This window comes from Arachnia rubra (assembly GCF_019973735.1).
Classification (GTDB): domain Bacteria; phylum Actinomycetota; class Actinomycetes; order Propionibacteriales; family Propionibacteriaceae; genus Arachnia; species Arachnia rubra.
This window is the reverse complement of record NZ_AP024463.1, coordinates 3,093,015-3,118,794: the sequence shown is the minus strand read 5'-3', so window position 1 is coordinate 3,118,794 and position 25,780 is coordinate 3,093,015. Positions and strand designations below refer to the sequence as shown.

The following is a 25,780-nucleotide window of genomic DNA, read 5'->3' as shown; positions in this document are numbered from 1 at the left end:
TCAGATGTAGGGGGTTGTGATGGATTCGGGCTTCTCACCGAGGGAGCCGAGGAGGGGGATACCCACCTCGCGGGCGGCGACGATGGCCTGCCGGACCGCGCCGGAGTCTCCGCTCAGGAACGAGATGACCTCGTTGGAGAAGCTCGTCCCGTCGCCGGGGCTGGCATACCCGATGACATCGACCGTCGCGGCCTTGACCGCGGTGTCGGCCAGCACGACCCCGATGGCGGCGGGCCCGCCGACGGTGATGCCGAAGGCCTTGCCGAGCGGGGCGCCGAACGCCTTGTTGAGGGCGTGGGAGGCGCGGGCGGTGTACTGGAATTCGAGGTGTCCGGCCTCGTTCCCGTAGACGTCGCCGAAGGTGCGGTCCAGCTCTTCGAGGGCGACCTCGACGGCGCGGCGGGCGTCGGAGACGTCCTCGGCGCCGAAGATGATCAGTGAGCCGTGGCCGGCGCCGCCCTTGGTGTCGCGGGGCAGCTCGATGGACACGATCTCGGAGTTGGTGGCCTTGACGGCCTCGTCGGCGGCGAAGATGTGCGGGCCGGCACCGGTGCGGGCGCCGAGGATGCCGATGGAGCGGTACTCCTTCTCCGGTTTCATCGCCTTGAGCAGCTGCGAGTCGACGTTCGCGATCACTAGGCCGATGGTGTCACCGAGGGCGTTGGTGCCGACGAACTCGGTCACGGCGGGAACGGAGCCGGCCGCGGGCGTGGGTGCGGCCGTGGGGGCTGCGGGAGCGGATGACGGTGCGGGGCCCTCGCCACCCATCTGCTTGACCACTTCGGCCAAGACCTTGTTGATCATTTCCTCAGACATTGTTCAATACTCCTACTTGGCCTGGCCGGGGAGGATCTTGGATACATCATTATGGGGGCGGGGGATCACGTGGACGCTGACGAGTTCGCCCACCCGCTCCGCGGCCGATGCGCCCGCGTCAGTCGCGGCCTTGACCGCTCCAACGTCGCCGCGCACCATCACGGTCACGTAGCCGGCGCCAATCCTCTCCTTGCCCACCAGGGACACATTTGCGGACTTGACCATGGCGTCGGCGGCCTCAACCGCTCCGACATAGCCCTTCGTCTCGACCATCCCGAGCGCTTCCTGCATGCGGACTCCTTCGTCGTTACTCCTAGTGACGGGCCAGTCACACCCGTCACTGCTACCATAGAGCCTCATCGGATACACAGTCCGCCCCGGTTGTTACATATTCTTGATCAGACTTCTGGAGGGCCTTTGAACCAGGGACGAAGTGGCCCTATCGTGATTGCATCCCAGAGGAGCGATGAATGACCGAGCTGACCGATCTCACCGACAAGACCCGCATCATCCAGGAGTTCGTGCCTGGTAAGCAGGTCACGCTCGCTCACGTGATAGCCAACCCGGATCCGCACCTCTACCCGAAGATCGGCCTGCCGACGGGAACCCGCGGCGCCATCGGGGTGCTGACCATCACGCCGGGCGAGGCAGCGGTGATCGCCGCCGACATAGCCACCAAGTCGGCGGGCGTCGAGCTGGCCTTCGTCGACCGCTTCTCCGGGTCGCTCCTGGTCACCGGCCAGCTCGCTGACGTCGAGTCCTCCGTGACGGGCATCGTGAACACCCTCCAGGAGGTCCTCGGATTCACCCCAGCCCCGCTGACCCGGACATGAGGTCCATCCTGCTGGTCGGCAGCATCGGTGCCGGTAAGACGACGTTCAGGCAGTGCCTCCAGGGATTGCCGATCGAGTACGCCAAGACCCAGGCCATCGAGACGTTCGCCACCACCATCGACACCCCCGGCGAGTACCTGGAGGTGGGCCGCTACAAGCATGCGCTGATGCTGGCGTCCTATGACGTGGACGTCGTGGTGCTGATCCAGTCGGCCACCGCGGACGAGACGCGCTTCCCGCCCGGCTTCGCCACCACCTTCAACCGCGAGGTGCTGGGGGTTGTGACGAAGGCGGGGATAGCCACGGATGGGCAGATCCACGAGGCCATCGAGCACCTGACCAGCGCAGGCGCCGGTGAGATCCTCGCCGTCGACTCGGTCACGGGCGAGGGATTCGACCAGGTGCGGGAGGTGCTGTGCCGGACCCCATCGTGACCCCGCCGGCGGGCGTCACCGCGCCCCTTGACCTGCGCAGCCTCATCGACGTCGCCGAACTGCAGCGCATCCAGGACGATTTCGCCTCCTCCACCGGCCTGGCGATGATCACCGTCGACGCCATGGGCCGTCCTGTGACGGAGGCGTCGCGGTTCAGCACCCTGTGCCAGTACCTGCGGCGCGATCCTGCGATCCGGGCCAAGTGCTTCAGCTGTGACGCCCACGGTGGGCTGCAGAGCGCCATCGAGGGACGTCCGGTCGTGTACCGATGTCATGCCGGGCTCGTGGACTTCTCCGTCTCGATCATGTGGGGTTCCCAGTACCTCGGGGCCGTGATGGCCGGGCAGGTGTTGCTGACAGAGGGGGAGCATCACCTCCAGCAGATCGTCGGGGCCTCCGACGTACTGGAGCACGAGGAGACCGCGAAGCTCCTGGACCAGGTGGCGGTGGTCGACCTCGGCAAGCTGCAGGCCGCGGCCAACGAGATCGTCGGGCTGGCGAACGCGCGGCTCGGATCCACCCTGGGCGAGGCCGACTTCGCCGTGGCGGGCACCGTGCTGGGACGGCTCGGCCAGATCCCCGACCCGAGTGGCAACGTGGCGCTGGCGCCGTTGCTCGCCGGCACCCGCAAGCCCCTGCCGCTGATCCCCGTGGAGTCGGTGAACCGGCAGATCTCGCTGGAGGCCCCGATCGTCGCGCGCAACATCGCCCGGGGCGATGCCGCCGCGAACCTGGAGCTGCTCGGCAGCTACCTGGACCACCTGCTGCCGCGCTGGAGCCAGAAGGTGGATCCCAAGGAGCTGTCCGAGTACGAGGACATGATGATCGGCATCGCCACCAGCGAGGCCGTGCAGTTCGGGCGTGACATCTCCCAGATCGTCACCCGCCACCGGGGACGCCGCCGCGGGCCCATGAACCGCTACGAGTGCCAGGTGTACTGCGAGAAGCTGCTGATCCGCGTTCATAACCTTTTGGAGCCGACGGCCCGGGGCGGGGAGCGGAGCCTGGCGACGCTGCTCAACGAGATCGAGAAGGACCCATCGTCGTTCCTGACGCTGAGCAAGGCCGCCTCCTACCTGATGTGGTCGGAGTCGCATTTTGCACGCAAGTTCAAGGAACGCACCGGCTCCAGCTTCATCAACTACGTGACCGCGAAACGGCTCGAACGCGCCAAGTTCGTGCTGGTCCACACCGACAAGCCGGTGCTGCGGATCGCGGCTGAGCTGGACTTCACCCCGCTCAACTACTTCTCGCGACAGTTCAAGAAGCACGTCGGGGTGACCCCGTCGGAATACCGGAGGGAACACAGCAAGAGAGCAGCATGACCAGGGTCCGCTCGTCGGTGCACATCCTGCGCTGGATGATTCGCATCGCCCATGAGACAGGCATACCGGGTCGAGAGGTGCCGACCGCGACGTCGGCCGAGCCGCAGGGACGGATACCTGCGGCTCAGGGGAGAAACAAACAACCGGGGGAAGACAGGAGCAAGATATGAAGGAATTCCGACTCGCCACCAGAGTCAGTGTTGGGGCAGGGGCGCTGGAGGCACTCGACGAGTTCCGTGGAAAGTCGGTGTTTCTCGTCACCGACGACTTCCTGGCCACCACCGACGTCTACAAGCAGGCGGTCGCGCGGCTTGGCGACAGGGTGAGTGTGTACACCGGGGTGAAGCCGAACCCGACCACCTCCGAGATCGGGGCGGGCGTCGCGGTCTACATGAAGGCCCAGCCTGACGTGGTCGTCGCCTACGGCGGCGGGTCGGCGATGGATGCCGCGAAGGTGATGCACAAGACGGCGCTTGAGGCCGGATTCGGTGCTCCCCTGGGGATCGTCGCCATCCCGACCACCAGCGGGTCGGGATCCGAGGTGACGTCGTTTGCCGTCGTCACCGACGAGACGACGCACACGAAGATCCCGATCATCTCCGAGGACCTGGTGGCGAAGCTGGCGATCCTGGACCCGGCTGCGGTGGCTGGGGTGCCTGCCCACATCACCGCTGACTCCGGCATGGACGCGCTGACCCACGCGATCGAGGCCTACGTGGCCACCGACGCCAACGACCTCTCGGACGCCATGGCTGAGAAGGCCATCAAGCTGATCTTCGCCAACCTGCTGCGCTGCTACACCCACGGCGACGACCTGGAGGCCCGCTCCCACATGCACAACGCCGCATGCATGGCTGCGATCGCCTTTGACAATGCCGGGTTGGGTATCGTGCACTCGCTGGCGCACGCGCTGGGCGGGCACTACCCGATTGCCCATGGCCGGCTGAACTCGCTGCTGCTGCCGCACGTCATCGAGTTCAACGCGGCCGGCAACCCCAAGGCCGCGGAGCGCTACGCGCAGATCGGGCAGATGATCGCGCCGTCGTCGAAGGGCCGCGCGGCGGTGATGTCGCTGGTCGCGGCGGTGGAGAAGCTCAGGGGCCAGCTTGGCATCCCGGCGCGCCTGTCCGACCTGAAGGTCAGCGCATCCGACGTGCGCCGCGACGAGAACGAGCTGGTGGCAGCGGCCCTGGCCGATGGCTGCACCCCGACGAACCCGGTCGCACCAACCGCCGAGGACCTCAAAGCCCTGGTACGCAAGATCGCCTGAGCACCCCATGGTCGCTGGTCTGGTCCAGGTTCCCCCTGGACCAGACCAGCGATTCTGTCGTGGCAGGAATGCTGCACGGCAGCTGCGCAAGGCCAGCCAAGCCCCTGTTTCAACACCCAAACCGGTTTTGTGTAACATAATTGGGTGCAGGTTAAATTCGCTCAGTCGGCCCGGAGGCATCGGGTGTCTTCCGCACCAGGCGCGTGAGGTGATCGTGAACCGGCACGGTGGATCTGGTCAATGGTGATCTGGCCTGGGTGGGTGAGGGCTCCAGGGGAGTTGAGCTGGAGATTCTGGGCCGTCCGGTGATCGATGAGCGGACGGGGGAACCGATCCTGCTGATCATTCATGTTATGCCTACTGATGTAAGGAGGTAGAGATGGGAACCGTGGGTGGAGGGCTGGGAAAGCTGTTCTTTGATGACGCTGAGGAATACGTGGATCTGGATGCCCAGGACTACCGGCTTCCTGATGGGACGCGGTTGACCAATGCGATGGCCGATGAGCTGGCGGATGAAGTTGAGCGGCATGGACTTGCTGGGCGTCCCCATCTGGACCCGGAACAACGACCCTCGGTGTATCTGGCATTCCGGGTCCCTAGCAGTGTTGGGGAACAGGTGGATTCCCTGGCGAAGCGCACTGGGCGCCGCCGCTCTGACGTACTGCGCGCAGCCCTGGATGCTTACCTGAAGGAAAGTGCCTGATCTGTCGTCTGGCTAACTCGCAGCCGCTCCGCCGTGGTGGTGCGGCGGAAGAGCAGGTCGCCGCCGATGAAGATCACGACGAATAGTGCCCTGACAATTCGCTTGCAGAGCCTCATCGGCAGCCCCGATGCGGTTACTGCAACCGGCCGCGGCCAATCCGTCGTAACAGCACTCCCAGTGTTGGTTAGCGGGGGACTCGGTGGTCAGGCTCCCCGGCGTGCTGCGGCATGCAGGTGGTCGGCGGTGATGGACCTGGTGTCCCACTCCTCCTGGATTGCGCCGCCGGACATGACGATCACCCGGTCGCTGAACTGGTGCAGCTCCCGCTCGTCGGTGGTGAACAGCAGCACCCCGACGCCGCGGCCGGTGATCTCCTCCAGGAGCCGCACGAAACGCTCCCGGGTGGCGATGTCCAGGCCGTCGGTGGGCTGGATCAGGATCATGATGCGGGCGTTCTGACTCGCGATCTCCTGCATCTGCTGCCAGCGGCGCTGTCCGGTGGACTGCACGGGACGGTGCAGTATCTCGCTCATCCGGGTCTCCGACTCCTTCAGCATGAGCAGGATCCGGGTGGTGTCCTCGATGGCCTCGTCGTCGACGTTGTCGCCGCCGTCGAGCATGACGATGTTGCGGGCCGCGTGGGCCTCGCTCTCGGGGTCGAGCATGTTGGTCAGCACCGCGATGCCGAGCGCCGGCAGGTCGCGGGGGGCGGTGATGCGGGCTGCGCGGCCATCCACGGTCAGCGACGCCATGTAGGCGGGCCGCTTCCCGATCAGCGCGTCGCGGACCTCCTCGACGCCCGAGTCCCTGACGCCGGTAAAGCCCAGGACCTCGCCGCGGTTCAGCTGGAAGGAGACCGGCTCCTTCGTGCATTCCAGGCCGGCCACATCCATCACCACGTCGGCGGTGGCGTTGGCGCGGCGCGGGGTGATTTCGACGACCGAGCCGAACATCGCCTCGGTGAGCTCCTCAACGGTGGTGGTAGCCGAGTCGAAGATCGCCTCGACCTTGCCGTCACGCAGCACCGCGATGCGGTTGCACAGTCGCAGTGCCTCCTCAAGCTGGTGCGTGATGTAGAGGACTCCCCGCCCTTCCTCGACGGTCCGGTTCAGGGCGTAGCGCAGGTCCTCCAGCTCCTCGGAGTTGAGGGCGTTGCTGAGCTCGTCGATGACGATGACATCCCGTGGGTCGGCGAGCATCCGCACCACCTCCGCCATGCGGCGTTCTGTGTGGCTTAGGCCGCCGAGCCGGTGGGTGGGGGACAGCGGGATCCCGGTCTCGGAGAGGATCCGTTTCGCCCTGGTCATCAGCTCCGCGAGGCTGTGTTGCCCCTCGACGTGCCGGAACATGGCCTCGACGACGGTGAGCTTCGGGTCCAGCTCGTTCTGGGGGTCGATCAGCATGATCCGTCGTGGATCCCATGCGCCACCCCCGAGGCTGGCCACCCCCTCGTCGGCCGAGGTGTAGCCGGCGATGATCGAGGCCATGGTGGACTTCCCCACGCCGTTGGGGCCGACGATGCCGAGCACCTCCCCGTATTGGAGGTCGATGTCGACCCCGGTCAGCACCTCAAGGCGGCCGAAGGACTTGCGCATCCCTCGGACCGCCAGCAGCGGTTCCTTATCCCACATGCATACCTCGTAGTTGTCATTTGTCCGCAACGCGAAGCCGTCTTCTCAGCACCGGGCAGGATCCAGGTGAGTCCTTCTCCCGGCAGGAAGGCGACATGCCCCGACTCTAGGCGATGACGGAGTCACTGGCGTAGCGAACCTGCCCTTGGTTAACTGAGATTCCGCAGATAGGACCTTACCGCTGGTTTGCCTTCCTTGCGAGCCAAACCGGTCGGGGAGGGTCGTTTTTTGCCGCGAATGCTCAGATTTCTTGTCAGACGACCGGCTGACATGAATGATTGTTTTTTCAATCAGAATATCCGATGCCGAAGGAACCGGACATCGATGAATCCCGGTGAAACAGGAACGACCGCTCGTCACCACCAGGGATCTGCTCCGGAGGCCAGGTGGTCCAGCATGCTCAGCCCCCCGGCGAAGTCGCCGTGCGGCTGCGGGTAGGGGACGGGCTGGTAGGCGTGGTAGTCCAGTGCGATCCCGCGGTCCGCGAAGACTGACTCGTCCAGGTAGTTTCGGCCCGACGGCCCCGACAGGTACACGTCCCCGCCCAGCTCCCCGGTGATCGAAGCCAGCAGCTCGGAGGCCGACCCCGTCGCCTCCAGCTCCGACGAGCGCACCAGCCGCGCCGGGATCTGGTAGTGGTCGCGCAGCCGGGTGATCAGGTCGGTGCACAGATCCGCCAGATTCGTCGTCCCGGGGGCGTAGACGGCCTCCAGCATCGCCGCGGCCGCCTCGTACCCCGGGCAGCGTCCGTACAAGGTCTGGAGGGTCTTGAGATGGTCGCTGCGCCAGGGCTTCAGCTCGTTGGTCTCCACCTGCGAGGTGAGCTGTCCCAGCCGGCCTTTGGTGTGCACCGGAACCGTCAGCCACTGCGGGCCCCCCGTGCCCTTGATCCTCACCCGGTTCTGGAAGCCGCCCTTGGTGAAGGGCACCGTGTCGAGCAGGACGAAGACATCCGCCTTCGTCATCTTGTCGAAGAACCCCGTCCACGGGGCGAAGTTCGGCTGGTGGATGGTGACTATCATGCCCGGCTCACAGGACGACGCGGATCAGCTCGAAGGCTTCGGCCCAGTCGTGTTTCACCTGGAGGCCGCGCACCCGGGCGAGGGACTCGTGGAACTCACGCGTGAAGTACGGCCTGCCCATCTCCAGCTGCGACGTGTACTTCGTCAGTGCTTCCCACTTGGTGTCCAGGTGATGTCTCTCCAGCGTCACGAAGGCCGACGCCGAGAATGTGATGTGGTTCCACGGCAGCTCATAGCCCAGCACCGTCTTGTGCTTGAACGCCCGCAGCGCCTCGTCATGGATCGTGGCGTGGTCCTGGTGCAGGTCGGAGCCGGAGGGGATCAGGATCCAGCCGGGATCCAGGCGCCGCGCCAGCTCCACGATGTTCTCCAGCACCTCCTGGCGGTGGTACCCGAGCTTGCGCACCGGGTAGTGCAGGATCGTGCGGTTCTCCGGCTTGACCCCGAGGACGTCCAGCGACGCATTGCATTCGTCGGCCAGCTGCGACGGCGATGACCCAGCGGGCAGCGAGTCCTCCGCCGTCGAGAACACCGCCACGTGCAGGTCCACCCCTGCTTCCAACCATTTGGCCATCGACCCGCCCGCGCCGAGCTCCGCGTCGTCGGTGTGCGGGGCGAGTACCAGGATCCGTTCGGGGATGATCATCACGTCAGAGGCTTTCGTAACACGACAGGAGCTTGCCCAGCTCCACGTCCCAGTTGTACTTGCGCAGGATTGCCTGCCGGCCGTTCTCGCCGATCCGGGCCGCCTCCTGCGGATCGCTGAGGAGACGGCCGAGGGCCTGCGCGACGGCGTCGGTGTCAAACGGGTCGACGGTGATGCCGCAATCGTGCTCGGCGACGATCCGCTGCCACAGCGGGAAGTCCGAGGCGATGAACGGCAGCCCGCACGCCATGTACTCGAACATCTTCGTCGAATAGCCCTCGACGTAGTTGCTGATCGGGTGGTCCAGGACGATGCCGACCTGCGCGTCACGCAGCCCGGCCACCACCTCGTCGCGGGGCAGCGGGCCCAGATAGCGGACATGCTGCCACCCCGGATGGGCCTCGGCCTGCTCCTGGAGCTGCTTGAACTTCCCTGCCAGCAGGCCCGTCACGCCGCCGGGAAGCTGCTCGAAGGCGGCGAGCATCTCGAACAGCCCTTGCTGCTCGGACAGCCCGCCGACGTAGATGAAGGCGTTGTCCCGCTCGCCGAAGGGCTTCTCGTTGCGCTGGTTCGCCAGCCCCTTCTCGGGGAAGTTCTGCACCACCACCGTCTTCGCGGCCGGGAACTTGGCGGCTATCGACGGGGTGGCGGCGACGATCGCGCTCAGCGCCCGTCCCGAGATCCCCTCCAGGACCCGGACGATCCCGGACAGCGGCCTCTTCAGCCAGCCCGGGATCCAGGTCTTGTTCATGATCTGCAGCGGGACGTCCTCGTGGACGTCGTAGACGACCTTCTTGCCACACAGCCGCAGCGCCAGCCCCACCCCCATCAGCTCGGGGTCGTGGAAATGGTAGATGTCTGCGCGCTCCCGCAGCGCTCGGAGGAAAATCGCCCACGTCTTGCGGAAGATCCGGTCGATGCGGCCGCGCGGTGCACCCAGGCCGATCACCCGCACCCCCGCCACGTCGGTGTCGCCGTCGTGGCAGTCGATCAGCGCGACGTCATGTCCCGCCGCGGCCAGAGACGCGCACTCCTTGTAGGTGACGCGGGTGTCGTGGACGTCATGGACCGACGAGAGGTGCCGGACCCGTTTCATCGAGCTGTGCCGTCACCGATCGAACGGTAGGCCACTCCCTCCCAGCGTGCGGGGTCGAGGGCGCCGCGGCCGTCGACGATCACGGCGATGCCGGGCAGGTCGGAGGGAGCCAGCTCCAGGTATTCGGGGTGGTCCGCCTGCAGGATGGCGGCCTCGACGGGATCGCCCAGGTGGTACGGGGTGAAGCCGTACTTCGCGAGCTCCTCGTCAGTGTACATGGGGTCGTGCACCAGCACCTCGGCGCCGCGGGCCCTCAGGCCGTCGACGGTCGGGAAGATCCCGGAGAACGCGGTCTCCTTCACCCGGCCCCGGTAGGAGGCGCCCAGCACCACGACGCGGCGTCCCTTCAGGTCGCCCAGCGCACCCTCGGCCAGCGCGATCGCGTACTCGGGCATCGTCATGTTCGCCTCGCGGGCGGTGCGCACGATCGTGGCATCCGGGTCGGTGTAGAGGTAGAGCCGCGGATAGACGGGGATGCAGTGGCCGCCGACGGCGATGCCGGGACGGTGGATGTGGCTGTAGGGCTGCGAGTTGGAGGCGTCGATGACCTTGTGGACGTCGATGCCGTTGGCGGCCGCGAACTTGCCGAACTGGTTCGCCAGGCCGATGTTGACGTCGCGGTAGGTGGTCTCGGCGAGCTTGGCCATCTCGGCGGCCTCCGCGGAGCCCATGTCCCACACGCCGTTGCCCTGGGGCAGGTCGGGGCGCTCGTCGAAGGTGAGGACCTGCTCGTAGAAGTCGATGCCCTTGCGGGTGCCCTCTTCGGAGAGGCCGCCGACCAGCTTCGGGTACTTGCGCAGGTCCGCGAAGACGCGGCCGGTCAGCACCCGCTCTGGCGAGAAGACCAGGTGGAAGTCCTTGCCCTCGGTCAGCCCGGAGATCTCCTCGATCATCGGCTTCCAGCGGTTCCGGGTGGTGCCGACGGGCAGCGTGGTCTCGTAGGAGATGAGGGTGCCGGGGGTTAGGTGCTCGGAGAAGGAGCGGGTGGCGGCCTCCATCCAGCCGAAGTCCGGCTGCCAGGTCTCGTCGTTGACGAACAGCGGGACGACGATCACGATCGCGTCGGTGCCCGGGATGGCGTCGCTGTAGTCGGTGGTGGCGCGCAGCTTCCCGGCCGGGACGAGCTCCGAGAGCTTCTCCTGGAGGTGGGCTTCACCCGGGAAGGGCTCGATCCCTGCGTTGACCTTGTCCACCACGGCCTGCTGGACGTCGACGCCGACGACCTCGTGGCCCATGTCTGCGAACTGGACTGCCAACGGCAGGCCGATCTTGCCGAGTGCGATGACGGCGATCTTCACGAAAGGATCCTTCCAACGGTGAGAACTGGCGCGCTGCCGAGGCGATTCTACCCACCCGATAACCTGAGCCGCATGAGACCAGTCCTGGCCATCGGGCCGTCGAACTACGCCGGGCAGGCCACCGCCTGGGCGCGGGCCGTGGCCGCCCATCTGCCCGCGGACGCGTGGTCGTTCTCCGGGGTGCCGCTGCGCGGCGGCGGTTTCCACTTCGAGGTAGACCGGCTGCTGGGCCGGTTCGCTTTCCGCACCCCCGTCGCGTGGAAGTCCCGTGCCAGGCGGATGTTCGAGGGCGTCACCCACGTCGCGCTCGACGGTTTCATGTCCTTCGCCCGCTGGGACCGCGCCTCCCATTTCCAGGCCGACGCCCGGCAGCTGGCGGAGATGGGCTACTCGATGGCGCTGATCGCGCACGGCTCCGACGTCCGCGACCCCCTGGCGCACATGGCCCGCGACGAGTGGTCGTACTTCACCGTCGGCGACGACGACTGGCGGGCCTCGCTGATCCGGCGCACCGAGATCAACCGGGGCTTCGCAGAGGGCTGCGGCTGGCCGGTGTTCCACTCCACCCCCGACATGGGCTTCGACCTGCCGTCCAGCACCTGGCTGCCCGTGGTGGTCGACGTCGGGGCGTGGGCCTCGGACGCGCCGCTGCTGGAGCGCGAACGTCCGCTCGTGGTGCACGTCCCGTCGCAGCGGCACCCGCCGATCAAGGGCACCCAGTTCATCGACCCGGTGCTGCGCCGTCTCCACGACGAAGGGGCCATCGAGTACGTCGCGCCGTCCGGGCTGCCCCACGCGCAGCTGCGGGAGCTCGTGAAGTCCTGCGACGTCGTGGTGGATCAGGTGATGTTCGGCTCCTACGGGGTGGCGGCCGTGGAGGCGATGGCCGCGGGCCGGGTCTGTGTCGGACGCATGATCGACGCGGTACGCGAGAGAATGCCGGAGTCGCCACAGCTGCTGGAGGCCACACCTCAGACGCTCTACGAGGTGGTCGCCTCCATCCGTGACCGCCGCGACGAGCTGCGCGCCCAGGCGGCCGCGGGCCGAGAGTTCGCGCACACGTGGCATGACGGGCGGCTCTCAGCCGAACGGCTGGCGCCGTGGCTGGGATAGAGTGGCGCATTGCCACGCCCGACTCGCGGCGAGGTCCCTTGAGGGGGTGTGAGAATCGCTGGGCAGGGATACAGGGATAAGGGTGGCTTTCTCCAGGATCGTCAAGAACAGCGCCGTCAGGTATGTGCTGGCGGGGGGTCTCGCGTTCGTGTTCAACGTCGTCCTGCTGAACGTCTTCCAGGTGGGGCTGAAATGGCCCACCAGCGTCGCGGCGATGCTCGCCTTCTGGGGCACTTTCGGATTCAGCTACGCGATGCAGCGGATCTTCGCCTTCCAGTCGAAGTCCCCGGTCGCCGGGTCGCTGGTCCGGTACTCGATTCTCGTCGCCTTCAACTCGATCGTGGTCTCCGTCGTCGTCACGCTCTGCAACGAGGGACTCGGCATCGGGCTCGGCACCTCGCAGCTGATCGCGACGGTCCTGACCACCGCCTGGAACTACTTCGCCTACAAGCACTGGGTCTACGCCGGCACATCCCGGGCCACGGCGGCTGGGAACGGCGGGCAGGACGCGGTCCCGGACGGGCATGCCGAGACGAAGCGGTCCTGACATGCCGGTGCTGTCGATCATCGTGCCCGCCCACAACAGCGGCACCCGCCTGGAGGGCACCGTGGACCTCCTGCGGCGGGAGCTGGGGGACGCCGGGATCGAGGTGATCATCGTCGAGAACGGCTCGACAGACGACACCTGGGAGGTCGCGCAGCGCCTGGCGGCCACCTCCGGGCCGTTCCCCGTCCTGGCCTGCCAGTCGGACGTCGGCCTGGGCGCGGCCTACCGGGAGGGCATCCGCCGCGCCAGCGGTCAGACGCTGCTGCTGACCGCCGACGACCTCCCATTCGGCCTGACGGACATCGACGCCTGGCGGCGGGTGGACGCGACGGCCCTGGTCGTCGGGTCGAAGGCGCACCGGGAATCGCGGGTGCCCCGCTCGCTGCTGCGCTCGGTCATGTCCGGTGGGTATCGGGTGCTGCGCTGGGTCGTCCTCGGCATGACCGTCGCCGACTGCCAGGGCACGATCTTCGCGCCGCGCGACTGGCTGGCTGCGCGGCTTCCCGACCTGCGTGAGGACGGCTACCTGGCCAGCACCGAGATCGTCTATCTCGCCCAGCAGCAGGGCAAGCCGGTCATCGAGGTGCCTGTCACTCTGGCTCCCCGCCACGACGACGGCAAGACCCGGATCCGGCTGGGCGACATCCGGGACATGGCCTTCGGCCTGCTCAGGCTCCGGGCCCGTCGCAGGGAGCTACGCCAGAGTCACTGAACCGGACAGGAGTAGACGGTCTCGGGAACCTGCACCCGGACCGGCACGTCCCGGTCCAGGCCGTAGTAGATCCGCCACTGATGCGCCGCGAGCTCGGGATATGTGCTGGTGAAATACCACGTCACGCTGGGACACGGCAGGAAGCTTGGGACCGTCACCGTGCTCTGCTGCCCGGCCTTGACCGCCGCCACCTGCTGTTCGACGCCCCGCCAGGTCGCCCAGTTCACCGCCAGCTGGGTGCCGGTGATCACCAGCGAGTGCAGCGCCACCGCGACCAGCAGGACGGGGGCCGCGAAGGACGCTGGCCTGGCCTCGGGGCGTCGCTGCCCGGCGTGTCCGAGCAGGTCGGAGCAGGCCATGACCACCGCCAGGATCGTCAGGATCCCCGACAGGTAGAACGTCCTGTGCACCCAGGCGTAGTGCGGCGAGCTGGAGTACGCCACCGCCCCGGACGTGAGGAACGCCGCCAGCAGCGTGGCCTTTGTCAGCGGCGAGAGCAGGTCCCTGGGCAGTAGGAACAGCACCAGCAGGACACCGGCCACGAAGACCCCGGCGGCGGCCAGCACCAGGACCGCCTCGCCGAGGAGGTTGCTGATCGCGTCCAGGTCCGTCCCTCCGACGCGCTTCTGCTCCCGGACGAAGTGCACGTTGGCCGCCAGCCACGCGAACACCCCTAGCGTCATCGCTGATGCGCAGGCCGCCAGCGACCGCCGCCGCAGCGGCGAGAGTCCGCTGCGCCACGCTAGGTAGACGGCGAAGACCAGGACCGCGGCCAGCGCCAGCAGCAGCTTGAGGTCCCGCTGCGGCCACAGGTTCAGCGCCATCGCTCCGCTGACCAGCTTCGCGCGCGGGGTCGTCAGCAGGGCCGGGTCGATGCCCTGGTATGTCGCGACGCGCGCCCGCAGCCCGGGGGCCGTGAACTTCACATAGACCCCGAGGACCGCGCTGAGTGTGATCACCCCGACCGGCACCGTCACCATCCGGGAGCGCGCCGTGAGCAGGGCCACCCCCACCAGGACTACACCCGTGACGGTCACCAGCTCGTGCATCAGGAAGGTCACGAACACCAGCGGGACGGACAGCAGCTCGGCCCACCACGCCGCCGGACGCCCAGCCCACCGCCGGAACAGGGGATAGAGGGCAGCCAGCAGCAGCGCCAGCGGGAACACGTAGTTCCACGTGGCGGCCATCAGCATGACGCTCTCCCCGGCGACCCCGGCGCTGAGACCGATCAGCGTGAACGGCCACGAGGCGGCCAGCAGCCAGCAGATCCAGGTCCTGCCGCGGGCGTCTTTCCCGGACAGCGCAGGCAGGGGCCGCCGCATCGCCTCGGCGGCCAGGCGCAGGTAGACCCAGACCATGGCTGTCAGCGCGACGTAGAACAACGCCATTGCCAGGCGGATCCCAGTGTTTCCCAAGGCGAACAGCACCGTCCCGAAGCCGTCGACGAGCCGTCCGTTGATCAGCTTCCAGCAGTCCTTGAAGGTCTTCACGATCCCGTCCCAGGTCTGGGCGCCGCCCGGCAGCTCGGAGGCGATGGCGAAGAACCGGTCGTCGGCCATCAGGACGGGGAAACGCCACAGCACCACCCAGATCAGCGTCAGCACGCCGTAGGCGATGACCGGGCCCTTGGGTACCCGCCGGAGCGCATGCCGGGCCGGGGCATCCAGGTGTCGGCTCATCGAGGGGTCCTCTGCTTGTCCGCGTTAGCTGGCACCTGCGGGGGCTCAGTCGGTGCCGAAGTCCATGGCCGACCGCAGGGCCGCGTCCTCGACCTCCTCCGTCGTCTTCCCGGATCCGAGGGCGGCGATCTTCGCGGCCCCGCCCTGCTCCAGGCGGCCGATGAGGTCGGCGTGGTCCGCCAGCAGCGTGCCCTGGGCGGCGTACAGCTCCAGGCGTTCGCGGGAGTCGGCGATGTCCAGGTTGCGCATGGTGAGCTGCCCGATGCGGTCGGTGGGCCCGAAAGCCGCGTCCTCGACGCGCTCCATCGACAGCTTCTCCGGCTGGTAGGACAGGTTCGGGCCGCGGGTGTCGAGGATGGTGTAGTCGTCGCCGCGGCGCAACCTGAGGTCCACCTCCCCGGTGACGGCGGAGGCCACCCAGCGCTGGATCGACTCGCGCAGCATCAGCGACTGCGGGTCCAGCCAGCGGCCCTCGTACAGCAGCCGGCCCAGCCTGAGGCCTTCGGAGCGGTAGTTCGCCAGGGTGTCCTCATTGTGGATGGCCGACAGCAGGCGCTCGTAGGCGATCCACAGCAGCGCCATGCCGGGGGCCTCGTAGATGCCGCGTGACTTGGCCTCGATGATGCGGTTCTCGATCTGGTCGCTCATGCCCAGGCCGTGGCGGCCGCCGATGGCGTTGGCCTCCAGCACCAGGGAGACGGGGCTGTCGAAGTGCTTGCCGTTGATGGCGACGGGCTGGCCCTGCTCGAAGCGGATCGAGACGTCCTCCGTCGCGATCTCCACCGCCGGGTCCCAGAACTTGACGCCCATGATCGGCTCCACCGTCTCCAGGGAGACGCTCAGCTCCTCCAGGGTCTTGGCCTCGTGGGTGGCGCCCCAGATGTTGGCGTCCGTGGAGTAGGCCTTCTCCTTGGAGTCGCGGTAGGGCAGGCCGCGCTGCGTCAGCCAGGTGCTCATCTCCGCGCGGCCACCCAGCAGCGAGACGAAATCCTCGTCGAGCCATGGCTTGTAGATCCGCAGGCTCGGGTTCGCCATCAGGCCGTAGCGGTAGAACCGTTCGATGTCGTTGCCCTTGTAGGTGGAGCCGTCACCCCACACGAACACGTCGTCCTCGGCCATGGCCCGCACCAGGAGCGTCCCGGTGACGGCCCGGCCGATAGGGGTGGTGTTGAAATATGCGCGACCACCCGAGCGGATGTGGAAGGCGCCGCATGCCAGCGCCGACAGTCCCTCCGCGACGAGGGCCTCCTTGCAGTCCACGAGCCGGGAGATCTCGGCGCCGTAGACCTCGGCGCGGCCCGGCACCGACGCGATGTCGGGCTCGTCGTACTGGCCGATGTCGGCGGTGTAGGTGCAGGGGACGGCGCCCGACTCGCGCATCCACGCGACGGCGACGGAGGTGTCGAGGCCGCCGGAGAATGCGATGCCGACGCGCTCGCCGACGGGAAGAGAAGTCAGAACCTTGGTCACGGCCGCCAGCCTAGTAGACCCGCTGCCGAATCGCGCACCGGTAATCGCGCAGAGTGAATGCCGCGGGGTCCGAATGCCGCGGGGCCTTAACCCGGTTTTGCTGGCCTTATTGCTGTTTGCTGGCCTCACAGCACAGGCAAACGTGAACAAGGCCAGCAAACCTGTGGCAGGGCCAGCAGCGCCAGCTGGATGTTGCTCAGAACTCCAGGACCAGCTTGCCGACGTTGTCGCCCGACTCCAGGATCTTGTGCGCCCGGCGCACCTCGTCGAAGGGGACGCGGGTCTCGGGGGCGGGACGGATCTCGCCGGAGGCGATCTTCGGCCACACCTTCTCCGCGACCTGAGTGCAGATCTCGGCCTTCTCGCCGGCGGGACGGAACCGCAGCGACGTCGCGGCGATGGTGCCCATCTTCTGCAGCAGCAGGCCCAGGTTGAGGGTCCCCTTGGTGCCGCCCTGGAGGCCGATCACCACCATCCGGCCGCGCTTGGCCAAGGCTTTGACGTTGGCCTCAAGGTACTTGGCGCCCATGATGTCGAGGATCACGTCGGCACCGTGGCCGCCGGTGGCTTGGCGTACGCCGTCGACCCAGTCGCCGTGGTAGTCGAGCGCCACCTCGGCGCCGTGCGCCAGGCAGTGGAGCAGTTTCGGGTCGCTGCCGGCTGTCGCGACGACGTGCGCGCCCAGGGCCTTGGCGTACTGCGTCGCGAAGGTGCCGACGCCCCCGGCCCCGCCGTGCACCAGCAGCGTCTCCCCGGGCTTCAACCCGGCGACGTCCATGTTCGAGACCACCGTGGCCGCGACCTCCAGCAACCCCGCCGCGGTCACGAGGTCGACCGACGGGGGAGGGGAGGTCAGTTGTCCCTCAGGGACGACGAAGTACTCGGCATATCCGCCGCCGGCGAGCAGCGCCACCACCTCGTCGCCGGGCTGCCACTTGGTCACGCCGTCGCCGGTCGCCTCGACGACTCCGGAGGCCTCCAGTCCGATGATGTCGGTGATGCCCTTCGGGGGCGGGTAGTAGCCGCGGCGCTGCAGGAGGTCGGCGCGGTTCACGCCTGCAGCGACGGTGCGCACCAGCACCTCCCCGGGCTGCGGGGTGGGGGTGGGGGTTTCCTCGATGTTCAGGGCCTCAATGTCCCCGGGCTCCTCGACGATGACAGCTCGCATGACGCCGAGTCTATGCGAGTCGCCAGATCGCTGGACTGCCCTTCCCGGTCTGCCCGCCGGCCTGCCTCTGAAATTCTGTTTGCTGGCCTTGTTCACGTTTGCCTGTGCTGTGAGGCCAGCAAACGGCAATATGACCAGCAAATATGGGTTAAGGCCAGCGGGCGTCCTCGCCGGAGCAAGAAACTCGATACGGACAGTGCATCGATCAGTAGGCTAGTCCTTCCGGATTAGCTGTTGAGCCGGTCAAGCCAGTAGCCAGGTTCACGGCGATCATGGGCGTAAGCGAGAATGAGGATGAGGTTTGGTTCCACCGAATAGACAACGTGGTAAGGGTAGCCGCGAACCCTTTTACTGCGAATCACCGTTCCATCGTCACCGGTTGCGAAGAGCGGGGCTGCGTCTGGCCATTCTGCAATGTCTAGTCGCGCCTGCTGTGCGTGTTCAATGAATCTAAGGCCGATACCTTGCTTTTGCTCTTCATACCAGCGCACAGCAGCGTCAAACTCGGCAATTGCTTCGGGATGCTCCCATTGGCTGAGAGTCATGCGGTGAGGGAATCGCGCAAACGCCGATAATGCTCATCGGCATCCACGAGCTCGACTGCGCCAGAACGTGCTTCGGCGAGTCGTCTGGTGGCTTCAGCACGCCAAGCGGCATCGACCTCGGTGGTCTCATCGGTGTCGTGGATGCTCTCAAGCAGAACGTTAGCGACGACCGCGCGACGATCAGCGTCGAGCGCGAGAACGTCTCGAATCAGCCTTGCAGTGTCCGGTGCCATAAGCCAAGCCTACCCGGTCGGCCGCTGCCGCACCGCGCCAGTTTCGCAGCAGCCAGGACCGGGTATGGTGCAGTCGGTCTCGCAGCCTGGGCTCCGTTCAGATCATCTTCCCGATGGCGTTCCGAGTCCGATGGCTCCGATGTAGTAGTAATCCCCGGTGGGTGTTTGGAGATGGTGGGTGGCGAGTTTCTGCATGGTCTCGGGTTGATAGATTTCGAGGACGGGATTCTCTCGGTCGTAGTGGAGGACGTGGAGCAGGCCGTCGGAGAATGCGATCTCTCTGAGTAACGGTCCGACGTCGAAGGTTTCCACTTTTCCGGTTTCGGGTGTGATGCGGGAGATATAACGGTATTCGCTGAAGTCGCGGTATGCCGGGTTGATAAAGGTGTGAGCCACGTAGATTTGCCCATTGTGCTGCTCCACCTGGTAGGGCATGTCGTGTTCCAGCTGGATCTGGTCGACGCGTCCGGAGGCCTGATCCACCACTCCGAGGGTGGTGAGCTTGAGGTCAAGCATTGGCTCCACGTCTTGGTTTTCAAGTGTTGGCAGAGCGAAGTAGACCTTGCCGTCCAGGACAGTGGCATCGCCGACACTTCCGTCGATGGATGGCCAGTCGAAGGCCTTGGAGAGGTTGACCCGGTTGGAGAGGGTCAGGTTCTCTGGCGGGCCGCTAATGGTCTGTAACTCGACGGGGCCTTGGGGTGGGGTGGCGTCTCTGGTCATGGTGGTGGTGAAGGCCAGCAGGTCGCTTCCGGAGACGGCCAGTTGCGATGGCTCGGCATTGCCTGTGCGGTAGCTGCCCTGCCGGGTGCCCTCGGGGGAGTAGACATCTACCTCGGTGTTGCCGATCTCCCGGAGGTAGGAGACCGCAGGGTGACCTGCCACATCGGCGAAATCAAAAGGTGCGGTTTCTTTAAGTTGGGTGATCTGGACCGAGCAGTCGCTGCGATTGAGCCGGCCAATGCTGGACTTGTCGTGGACGGTATTGCCAGTGGTAGAAAACCAGGGAGAAGGCGTTGCGCCACTGAACTCAGCAACTTTATGGATCCCTTGGACGTCGGCTCTGATCTTGGCCTGCCGGCCGCCGGTGGTCCATATCTCCACCCAGGAGGGGAAGGCGGTCTCGGAGGACCACAGCACCGCCACCCCGGTGCTGCAGTCCCCCCGGATCTCGGCATCCCCGATGCAGCCTGCCGTCCAGGCGGTGATCCCGGCCAGGGCGAGGGCTGCCATCACGCGGCGCCGGATACTCATGGCCGCATCTTGTAGACCAGCTTGGTGTTCGGGGTCTTGACCAGCTCCATGGGATGAATGGCCTTGCCGTTCTCCTCGGTGTTGAGATCGATGCCGTACAGATCCTTGAAAGCGGCCCACACCAGTTGAGCGCAGTAGAAGCGGTCGCGCTGATCCACGTTGAAGAAAGCGAGGTTATAAGGCTTGCCGACCTGGGCATTGGCCCAGTCAGCGGCTTTGGCGTCCTGGGCGGTCGAGGTGCCGCGCACAGTCACCCCATAGGCCTGTTTCTTATCGTTGTACCAGTAGGTGTTCAACCGGACCACACCGTCGTTTATAGCTTCCACAGTGACGCCTGGTCTGTAGACGATACCTGCGTGACCGGTGGGTATGATCCCGCCAAACTTGTCGTCGGTGACCAGGATCACGCCCCGGCGTTGCGGGTAGTAGCCGATGTACCCCTTTGGCGTGCCGGTTCCCTGGTTGCTGCCTCCGCTGCTGGAGGCGGGCTGGATGCCGTCTTCGTGTGCGAGCTCGGTCTCGCCCTTGTCGGGCGTGAGACGCCCGGCTTCGAAGTCGGCATTGATCTGCTCATTGAGACGGGCCCAGGCCTCCTCCTCGGTGTCCTGCCCGTCGGCGTGTGCCACGGCTGCGGGCCCGAGGAACCCGAGTGCCATCACCACTATGCTTCCAATCAACCTCTTCATTGCGGTTTCTCCCTCGTGGAGTTGCTTTTGGACTGGCTTGACGCTAACACGATGCTGCCGCAGGGTGAAGGATATATGTGAAAGAATTTTCAACCTCCGGTGCCGCCTCGATGTTTACAATAGTAAATCCCCATGCCGGAGCCATGTTGGGGTGGAGGCAAAAGTCATTACGTCGTCCAAAAAGACGACCAATGGGCCGAATGTCTCTCGTGTTTCGAGGGGATTATTCAAGGTAATTGCCAAATATATACAGGCTTGTTTTGTTGAGGAATTCATCGACCGGAGCGGGCGGCATCTACCTGGGCTGCGGTGTGGGGTTTGCTCAATGTTCAGGGCCTCAATGCCCTGGGCTCCTCGACGGTCACAGCTCGCATGACACGATTCTATGCGAGTTGTCAGATCGCCGGACTGCCTTTCCCAGTCCTGCTGCGCACGATCAATGAGCCTAAAGGTGTGCTGGTAATACTGTGATGGCCCCTCCGGTAGTCTGACGGTATGACTCGGAAGATTGCGGTGAGCCTGCCGGACGAGCAAGTCGACTCGATTCGTCGTGCCGTGGAGCAAGGTAGGGCGGTGTCCGTGTCCGGTTTCATCAGTGCGGCTGTTGCCCGGGCAGAGCGTGAGGACAGCCTGGCGCAGTTGTTGGATGACCTGGACCGTGAACTGGGTGAGGTGAGCGCTGATGACCTGGCCTGGGCTGACAAGGCGCTGGGTCTGTGATGACAAAGTGCGGCAGGGTGACTGGGCTGACTTTGGACACCGGGGCGCTGCTCGCGCTTGAGCGAGGCGACTCCAGGGTGCGGGCGTTGCTACGGCGGGCCCTCGAAAGTGGCATCGGGTTCTCAGTGCCCGCTGGCGTTGTGGCGCAATCGTGGCGTGGCGGGCCCCGGCAGGCGCGTGTGGCTCGCCTGCTCGGTGATCCTGCGGTGAACGTGCCGCCGCTGGACGATACGACGGCCCGAGCCGTTGGGCTGTTGTGTGGACGAACCGGGCATCCGGACGTCGTGGATGTTCACGTGGCGCTGCATGCTCGGGAGCAGGGCCAGACCGTGGTCACTTCTGATCCTGATGATCTGCGTACGATTGATCCCACTCTTTCCCTGATTGTCGTGTGAGAGCACCCAGCGCATGCCCCACCTCACCAGTCAAACCTCCCGCGACGGCCGCAACGACGTGCCTTCCATAAGAGCGCTGTGCGGCTGTCTGCTGGGGTTCGCCATCTTTCAGGGGCTGTCTGCGTGGGTGGGGATGGTTGAGCTTCTCCTAGCGCCCCAGTGGTTCGCGCCCATGCTGCAGGGCACGCCCTTCGTGGAACAGACGGGGCTGGCGGCGCTGCTGCTCGGGGCTGTCGGCGTGGTGCAGTGGGCGGCCGTAGTCGTGCATCTGCGACGGCGTTCCTGGCTGCCTGCGGCGCACACGATCGCCGGCGCTGTCATGCTCGGATGGATCGCCGGAGAGTGCCTGGTGCTGGACTCTTTCCAGTGGATGCACGCACTGTGGGGCGGAATTGGTGCGATCCAAGTACTGCTGGTAGCTGCGCTGCTGGGCGCATTCCGGCCGTGGGAGAAACTCGCGTAGACATTCGTGGCCTTTCCCTGGCCTCCGCCGCCCCTGGTTGCTGACTAGGCTTTCTCGTCGATGAGTGAGGAGATCTATCTGGCGGGCGGGTGTCTGTGGGGTGTGCAGGCATTCGTGTCCACCCTGCCTGGGGTGGTCGAGACGGAGGCTGGGCGGGCCAATGGCGCCAGCTGCAGTCTCGACGGTCCCTACGACGGCTATGTCGAGTGCGTGTGGACGCGCTTCGACCCGGTCGCTGTCAGTGTCGCTCAACTCGTCGGGCACCTGTTCGAGATCATCGACCCCTACAGCGTGAACCGGCAGGGGCCGGACGTCGGGGAGAAGTACCGGACGGGGGTGTACTCGCAGAACCCGGCGCACCTGGCAGAGGCGCGGGCTTTCATCGACGGCCGCAGCGACGCGGGCCGGATTGTCGTCGAAGTTCTTCCGCTGACCAATTTCATCTGCAGCGCCGACGAGCACCAGGATCACCTGGCCCGCTGCCCCGACGACCCCTGCCACATTCCACGAGAGTTGCTGACGAAGTACCGACGGTGACCTGCTGCGGGTCGTCGGCACCTCCTACGGATTGCCGCTGGCCACAGGAGCCACAGGGACCGTGCTCAAGAGCCGCCATCAGAGCGCGCCCCTTCAGGGGATTGATTGAATCGACGGTTTCAGATGGGGTCCTCTGGCCAGGCCAGCTGCCGGGCTGAAACGAAATGGCGCGGGCTGCCGTCGACCGGGTCGGTGAAGGACAGCTCCCGGGCCAGCAGGCGCAGCGGGGTGCCGAAGTCATCGATGCCCACGTCCGCGACTTCCGGGTAGAGCGGATCCCCTAGCAGCGGTAGTCCGAGCTGGTTGAAGTGGGCGCGGATCTGGTGCGTCCTGCCCGTGAGCGGACGCACCTCGTAGCGCGCCCAGGAACCACGCACCTCGATCACGTCGATCCACGTCTCCGAGTTTGGCGGCAGGTCCAGGACTTCGGCCTGCAGCACCCCGACCCGCTTGACCAGATGCGACCGCACCACCTGCGGGAAGCTGGCGTCCGGGTCGAACGGGGCGATGGCTTCGTAGACTTTGCGCACCTCGCGGCGCGCGAACACGTCCTGGTACGCCGACCGCCACCGCCGCTGCGCGGTCATCAGCAGCACCCCAGCCGTGCCGCGGTCGAGACGATGCGCCGCCGACAACTCCGGCAGGCCCGTCGCCGCCCGTCCCCGGACGACGGCGCTCTGCAGCACATGCCGTCCCCGCGGGATGGTGGACAGGAAATGCGGCTTGTCGAACACCACGATCCGCTCGTCGCGGTGCAGCACCTCCAGCAGCCCCGGCACCTCCGCCTCCGGCCGCAGCTCCCGGTGGAACCAGATGAAGGTGTTCGGCCGGTACGGCTCATCGCCCCGCCACGGGACGCCATGCTCGTCGACGAAATCGCCGCGCGCCAGCATCGGATCGACCGAGTCACGACCCGGCCCCAGCTTGTCGAGCAGAAACTCCCGCATCGTCACCCACGGCGCGGGCGCCCCACGATCCAGGGTCCGCACCCACGCAGCCTGCAACCCATGCCGAGGTGGGAGCGGCGACTTCGGAGGCATGGCCACCATTGTCGCGGATCAATCGGCATACCGGACGATTCGGCCACCTCGCCGCCAACCGGCTAGGATGGTCGACGCGGACACAACCCGCACGGCGAGATCGCATAGTGGACTAGTGCAGCCGCCTTGAAAGCGGCCGAGGGGCAACTCTCCGTGGGTTCGAATCCCACTCTCGCCGCCACGCACAGCCACAGCTCAGAGAACGTCCCCTGTTCCTAGCCTCACCCCTCGGGATGATAGGCGCAGGCATCCGACACCTGTTCCCCAGCCGGGGACTCAGATGCCGACGGTGCGCCCGAGGGTTGCTGTGGGTTGGTCTGGGCAGGCTGGGATGGGGCAGTCGAGGTTGCTGACGGCTTGGCCGTGCTGGGAGCCGCAGAGGATGTGGGCGCTGCGCTTGTGCTGCTGTCTGTCGGCTCATTCGCGACCGAGGACGGGTCGATGACCGACTGCACGGTCCTGCGCATCTCAGCGAAGTCTGGGTTGCCGTAGATGAAGCCGTGGTTGCCATCCACGAAGGCCAGCCGTGAGACATTGCCGTCCTTGACCTTCAAAGCCAGTCCCGTCAGCGGCTCCACCACGTTCCGGGGGATGTCGGTCATTACCATCTCCGAGGAGGCCTGGGCGATGGCCTCGTAGGAGGTGGCCATCGTCGTTGGATTTGCCTGTTTAATGACTGCATTGACCAGGCAGGACTGTCGGGCCATGCGGTCATAGTCGCTGGAGTCGAAGCGGCTGCGGGCGTACCACATGGCGTGATAGCCGTCGAGGAGCTGGTCGGGGCCGGAATCCAGCCAGGCGTGGGGCCTGGCCCCGGTGGAATGGTCGCCACCGATGGGGAGCTTCCGGTTGACGTTCAGCCTGACCCCGCCCATGGCGTCGATCAGAGCCTGTAGGCCGTCGATGTTCACTAGCGCGAAGTAGTCCATGTGGAGTCCGGTGATGCCTTCCACTCCCTGTTTGAGGGCTTCCGCGCCGGGATAGGGGGCTGAGGAGACGGCCTCGGCCATCTGCGGCATGTCCCCGCTGACGGTCCGTTCCCAGATAGCGTTGACGAACCATTCCTGCTCGTTTCCGGCCCCCCGGAAACCACGGGGGAACAGCTGCTCCAGCTTGCTGCCCGCCGGGAATGGCGTGTGCTGCACATTCCTGGGGATCTGGATCAGGGCGGTGTCGCCCGTCGAGGTGTTGATGGAGGCCACCATGATGGTGTCAGTGCGGGGAATATAGCTGCCCTTGTTGTCGGCGATGCGGCTGCCCGTGCTATCGGCGCCGAGCAGCAGGATGTTCACGCGAGGGGTGTTCTCCCACGGATTAGCCGCTCCCGGGTCGATGGTGGGCTGGCCAGGCGCAGGGCCTTCGCGGAAGACCTTACTCAGCAGATCCAGTTGTGACAGGGTGTAGCGGGCGCCGACTGCTAGGGGTGCTGAGGTGACGAAGGTGAGGGCGACGACCAGGCCGGCCCCGATGCCTCGTTTCGCCATCTCCAGGCCGCGTGGCCTGGTCAGCAGGTGGGTCGTGGCGATCAGCAGAGGCAGCCCTATGGCACCGATGATCAGGGCCATCATGATGACGACCAGCGCCTTGGGGCTGGCCACCCACCCCAGGACCCTTTTCGTGTTCGTGATGGCCTGCCAGGCCAGCAGCACCAGGAGCAGTAGGAAGCCTGATGGGATCAGGATTCCCAGGATCTTGGCCCAGCGAGACTTGGCACCTAGTAGGCCGACTCCGGGCAGGACTGCGCTGGCTGCGGTTAGGGCGGCGCTGCGGCGGAAGGAGTCGTGCCATGGTCCTTTCGCGCCGGCAGCGTGCTTGGGGGTGGTTTTGTGGTCGCTGTCCTTGGACGACCTCGTCTTGCTGCTGCCGTCACGCGAAGCCGACGAGGCGGTCTTCCTGCTCTGCGAATCTCTGGCGGAGTCTTTGGGCTTCCTCCGGGATGTGGAGGACTTCCGGCTGCTGTTGCCGGATGGTGTCTTGTGTGGACGGATGGAGGTTCGCTCGGCTTCGGACTCGTCGCTGAACTCGTGTGTGACGTCGTCGCGCTGGCGTCCGGGGTTACCGCCGCGGTAGATCCGTGGGAACCTCTTGCTGTCGGACAAGACACGTCCTCCCTTCCATACTGCGGCTCAGTGTACTTGCCA

Annotated in this window: 28 protein-coding genes and 1 tRNA gene; 13 read left to right on the top strand and 16 right to left on the bottom strand. The window is 66.1% G+C overall.

The features are described 5' to 3' along the window. Both pduB and SK1NUM_RS14150 read right to left on the bottom strand, forming a co-directional pair. Entirely contained in the window at positions 1 to 816 is an 816-nt protein-coding gene (gene pduB, locus SK1NUM_RS14155; protein ID WP_212323466.1) for a propanediol utilization microcompartment protein PduB, read from the bottom strand. A 12-nt stretch (positions 817 to 828) separates the two neighbouring features. Beyond that, positions 829 to 1,107, bottom strand: a complete 279-nt coding sequence (locus tag SK1NUM_RS14150) for a BMC domain-containing protein (protein ID WP_212323464.1) — start codon at positions 1,105 to 1,107, stop codon at positions 829 to 831. Between the two features lie 179 nt (positions 1,108 to 1,286). Here SK1NUM_RS14150 and SK1NUM_RS14145 point away from each other — a divergent pair, with 179 nt between their 5' ends. From SK1NUM_RS14145 to SK1NUM_RS14125, 5 genes are all read left to right on the top strand, one after another. Beyond that, positions 1,287 to 1,649 carry a BMC domain-containing protein gene (locus tag SK1NUM_RS14145; RefSeq protein ID WP_212323462.1) on the top strand — a complete coding sequence of 121 codons (363 nt, stop codon included), beginning with the start codon at positions 1,287 to 1,289 and terminating at the stop codon, positions 1,647 to 1,649. Then, positions 1,646 to 2,083, top strand: coding sequence for a EutP/PduV family microcompartment system protein (locus SK1NUM_RS14140; RefSeq protein ID WP_212323461.1), 438 nt, complete (start codon positions 1,646 to 1,648; stop codon positions 2,081 to 2,083). Before SK1NUM_RS14145 ends, SK1NUM_RS14140 begins: the two co-directional genes overlap by 4 nt. Then, positions 2,065 to 3,408, top strand: a complete 1,344-nt coding sequence (locus SK1NUM_RS14135) for a PocR ligand-binding domain-containing protein (RefSeq protein WP_212323460.1) — start codon at positions 2,065 to 2,067, stop codon at positions 3,406 to 3,408. The genes SK1NUM_RS14140 and SK1NUM_RS14135 overlap by 19 nt, the downstream gene beginning before the upstream one ends. 166 nt (positions 3,409 to 3,574) lie before the next feature. Next, positions 3,575 to 4,678 carry a 1-propanol dehydrogenase PduQ gene (locus SK1NUM_RS14130; protein ID WP_212323454.1) on the top strand — a complete coding sequence of 368 codons (1,104 nt, stop codon included), beginning with the start codon at positions 3,575 to 3,577 and terminating at the stop codon, positions 4,676 to 4,678. 379 nt (positions 4,679 to 5,057) lie between these two features. After that, positions 5,058 to 5,381, top strand: coding sequence for a ribbon-helix-helix protein, CopG family (locus SK1NUM_RS14125; protein ID WP_212323452.1), 324 nt, complete (start codon positions 5,058 to 5,060; stop codon positions 5,379 to 5,381). 203 nt (positions 5,382 to 5,584) lie between these two features. On the opposite strand, the gene SK1NUM_RS14120 is transcribed toward SK1NUM_RS14125, so the two are convergent. The 5 genes from SK1NUM_RS14120 to SK1NUM_RS14100 form a co-directional block, all read right to left on the bottom strand. Beyond that, positions 5,585 to 7,012, bottom strand: a complete 1,428-nt coding sequence (locus SK1NUM_RS14120) for an ATP-binding cassette domain-containing protein (protein ID WP_212323451.1) — start codon at positions 7,010 to 7,012, stop codon at positions 5,585 to 5,587. Positions 7,013 to 7,368: 356 nt separating this feature from the next. Next, entirely contained in the window at positions 7,369 to 8,034 is a 666-nt protein-coding gene (locus tag SK1NUM_RS14115; protein WP_212323450.1) for a WbqC family protein, read from the bottom strand. 7 nt (positions 8,035 to 8,041) lie between these two features. After that, on the bottom strand, positions 8,042 to 8,680 hold the full coding sequence (locus tag SK1NUM_RS14110; RefSeq protein WP_212323448.1) for a PIG-L deacetylase family protein: 639 nt from the start codon (positions 8,678 to 8,680) through the stop codon (positions 8,042 to 8,044). A gap of 4 nt (positions 8,681 to 8,684) precedes the next feature. Beyond that, the gene (locus tag SK1NUM_RS14105) at positions 8,685 to 9,776 is read right to left on the bottom strand and encodes a glycosyltransferase family 4 protein (protein WP_212323440.1); all 1,092 of its coding nucleotides are present in this window, start codon (positions 9,774 to 9,776) and stop codon (positions 8,685 to 8,687) included. Next, positions 9,773 to 11,074: a nucleotide sugar dehydrogenase gene (locus SK1NUM_RS14100; RefSeq protein WP_212323438.1), complete on the bottom strand. Its 1,302-nt coding sequence runs from the start codon at positions 11,072 to 11,074 to the stop codon at positions 9,773 to 9,775. The genes SK1NUM_RS14105 and SK1NUM_RS14100 overlap by 4 nt, the downstream gene beginning before the upstream one ends. A 72-nt stretch (positions 11,075 to 11,146) precedes the next feature. On the opposite strand from SK1NUM_RS14100, the gene SK1NUM_RS14095 reads away from it, so the two are divergent. The 3 genes from SK1NUM_RS14095 to SK1NUM_RS14085 all read left to right on the top strand — a co-directional run bounded on the left by SK1NUM_RS14095 (position 11,147) and on the right by SK1NUM_RS14085 (position 13,446). Beyond that, positions 11,147 to 12,187 carry a glycosyltransferase gene (locus SK1NUM_RS14095; RefSeq protein WP_212323436.1) on the top strand — a complete coding sequence of 347 codons (1,041 nt, stop codon included), beginning with the start codon at positions 11,147 to 11,149 and terminating at the stop codon, positions 12,185 to 12,187. Between the two features lie 82 nt (positions 12,188 to 12,269). Next, positions 12,270 to 12,734: a GtrA family protein gene (locus tag SK1NUM_RS14090; RefSeq protein ID WP_212323434.1), complete on the top strand. Its 465-nt coding sequence runs from the start codon at positions 12,270 to 12,272 to the stop codon at positions 12,732 to 12,734. Further along, positions 12,712 to 13,446: a glycosyltransferase gene (locus tag SK1NUM_RS14085; protein WP_223927638.1), complete on the top strand. Its 735-nt coding sequence runs from the start codon at positions 12,712 to 12,714 to the stop codon at positions 13,444 to 13,446. The genes SK1NUM_RS14090 and SK1NUM_RS14085 overlap by 23 nt, the downstream gene beginning before the upstream one ends. On the opposite strand, the gene SK1NUM_RS14080 is transcribed toward SK1NUM_RS14085, so the two are convergent. From SK1NUM_RS14080 to SK1NUM_RS14050, 7 genes are all read right to left on the bottom strand, one after another. Beyond that, the gene (locus SK1NUM_RS14080) at positions 13,440 to 15,128 is read right to left on the bottom strand and encodes a hypothetical protein (protein WP_212323432.1); all 1,689 of its coding nucleotides are present in this window, start codon (positions 15,126 to 15,128) and stop codon (positions 13,440 to 13,442) included. The two genes, SK1NUM_RS14085 and SK1NUM_RS14080, sit on opposite strands and share 7 nt — an antisense overlap. A gap of 45 nt (positions 15,129 to 15,173) precedes the next feature. Continuing rightward, positions 15,174 to 16,607: an argininosuccinate synthase gene (argG, locus tag SK1NUM_RS14075; RefSeq protein ID WP_212327859.1), complete on the bottom strand. Its 1,434-nt coding sequence runs from the start codon at positions 16,605 to 16,607 to the stop codon at positions 15,174 to 15,176. A 187-nt stretch (positions 16,608 to 16,794) separates the two neighbouring features. Then, positions 16,795 to 17,766: an NAD(P)H-quinone oxidoreductase gene (locus SK1NUM_RS14070; protein ID WP_212323430.1), complete on the bottom strand. Its 972-nt coding sequence runs from the start codon at positions 17,764 to 17,766 to the stop codon at positions 16,795 to 16,797. Positions 17,767 to 17,993: 227 nt separating this feature from the next. Beyond that, on the bottom strand, positions 17,994 to 18,311 hold the full coding sequence (locus SK1NUM_RS14065) for a type II toxin-antitoxin system RelE/ParE family toxin (protein ID WP_212323428.1): 318 nt from the start codon (positions 18,309 to 18,311) through the stop codon (positions 17,994 to 17,996). After that, entirely contained in the window at positions 18,308 to 18,544 is a 237-nt protein-coding gene (locus SK1NUM_RS14060) for an addiction module protein (protein ID WP_212323426.1), read from the bottom strand. Before SK1NUM_RS14060 ends, SK1NUM_RS14065 begins: the two co-directional genes overlap by 4 nt. 102 nt (positions 18,545 to 18,646) lie before the next feature. Continuing rightward, positions 18,647 to 19,798: a hypothetical protein gene (locus SK1NUM_RS14055; RefSeq protein WP_212323424.1), complete on the bottom strand. Its 1,152-nt coding sequence runs from the start codon at positions 19,796 to 19,798 to the stop codon at positions 18,647 to 18,649. Continuing rightward, positions 19,795 to 20,484, bottom strand: coding sequence for a YiiX/YebB-like N1pC/P60 family cysteine hydrolase (locus tag SK1NUM_RS14050; RefSeq protein WP_212323422.1), 690 nt, complete (start codon positions 20,482 to 20,484; stop codon positions 19,795 to 19,797). Before SK1NUM_RS14050 ends, SK1NUM_RS14055 begins: the two co-directional genes overlap by 4 nt. Before the next feature lie 495 nt (positions 20,485 to 20,979). On the opposite strand from SK1NUM_RS14050, the gene SK1NUM_RS14045 reads away from it, so the two are divergent. The 4 genes from SK1NUM_RS14045 to SK1NUM_RS14030 are packed head-to-tail and all read left to right on the top strand — an operon-like array spanning position 20,980 to position 22,599. Then, a complete protein-coding gene (locus SK1NUM_RS14045; RefSeq protein WP_212323420.1) occupies positions 20,980 to 21,204 on the top strand; it encodes a ribbon-helix-helix domain-containing protein in 225 nt (74 codons plus the stop codon). 17 nt (positions 21,205 to 21,221) lie between these two features. Then, positions 21,222 to 21,599, top strand: coding sequence for a type II toxin-antitoxin system VapC family toxin (locus SK1NUM_RS14040; RefSeq protein WP_212323418.1), 378 nt, complete (start codon positions 21,222 to 21,224; stop codon positions 21,597 to 21,599). Positions 21,600 to 21,612: 13 nt separating this feature from the next. Further along, positions 21,613 to 22,062 (top strand): hypothetical protein, encoded by a 450-nt coding sequence (locus SK1NUM_RS14035; protein WP_223927637.1) that lies wholly within the window; start codon positions 21,613 to 21,615, stop codon positions 22,060 to 22,062. Positions 22,063 to 22,122: 60 nt separating this feature from the next. Then, positions 22,123 to 22,599 (top strand): peptide-methionine (S)-S-oxide reductase, encoded by a 477-nt coding sequence (locus SK1NUM_RS14030; protein ID WP_212323416.1) that lies wholly within the window; start codon positions 22,123 to 22,125, stop codon positions 22,597 to 22,599. A 119-nt stretch (positions 22,600 to 22,718) separates the two neighbouring features. Here the strand turns inward: SK1NUM_RS14030 and SK1NUM_RS14025 are convergent, their stop codons facing one another. Beyond that, on the bottom strand, positions 22,719 to 23,546 hold the full coding sequence (locus tag SK1NUM_RS14025; protein WP_212327855.1) for a pseudouridine synthase: 828 nt from the start codon (positions 23,544 to 23,546) through the stop codon (positions 22,719 to 22,721). A gap of 186 nt (positions 23,547 to 23,732) precedes the next feature. Here SK1NUM_RS14025 and SK1NUM_RS14020 point away from each other — a divergent pair. Next, positions 23,733 to 23,820 (top strand) — tRNA-Ser (locus SK1NUM_RS14020). A gap of 40 nt (positions 23,821 to 23,860) precedes the next feature. On the opposite strand, the gene SK1NUM_RS14015 is transcribed toward SK1NUM_RS14020, so the two are convergent. After that, the gene (locus SK1NUM_RS14015; RefSeq protein WP_212323414.1) at positions 23,861 to 25,738 is read right to left on the bottom strand and encodes an LCP family protein; all 1,878 of its coding nucleotides are present in this window, start codon (positions 25,736 to 25,738) and stop codon (positions 23,861 to 23,863) included. Positions 25,739 to 25,780 lie beyond the last annotated feature (42 nt).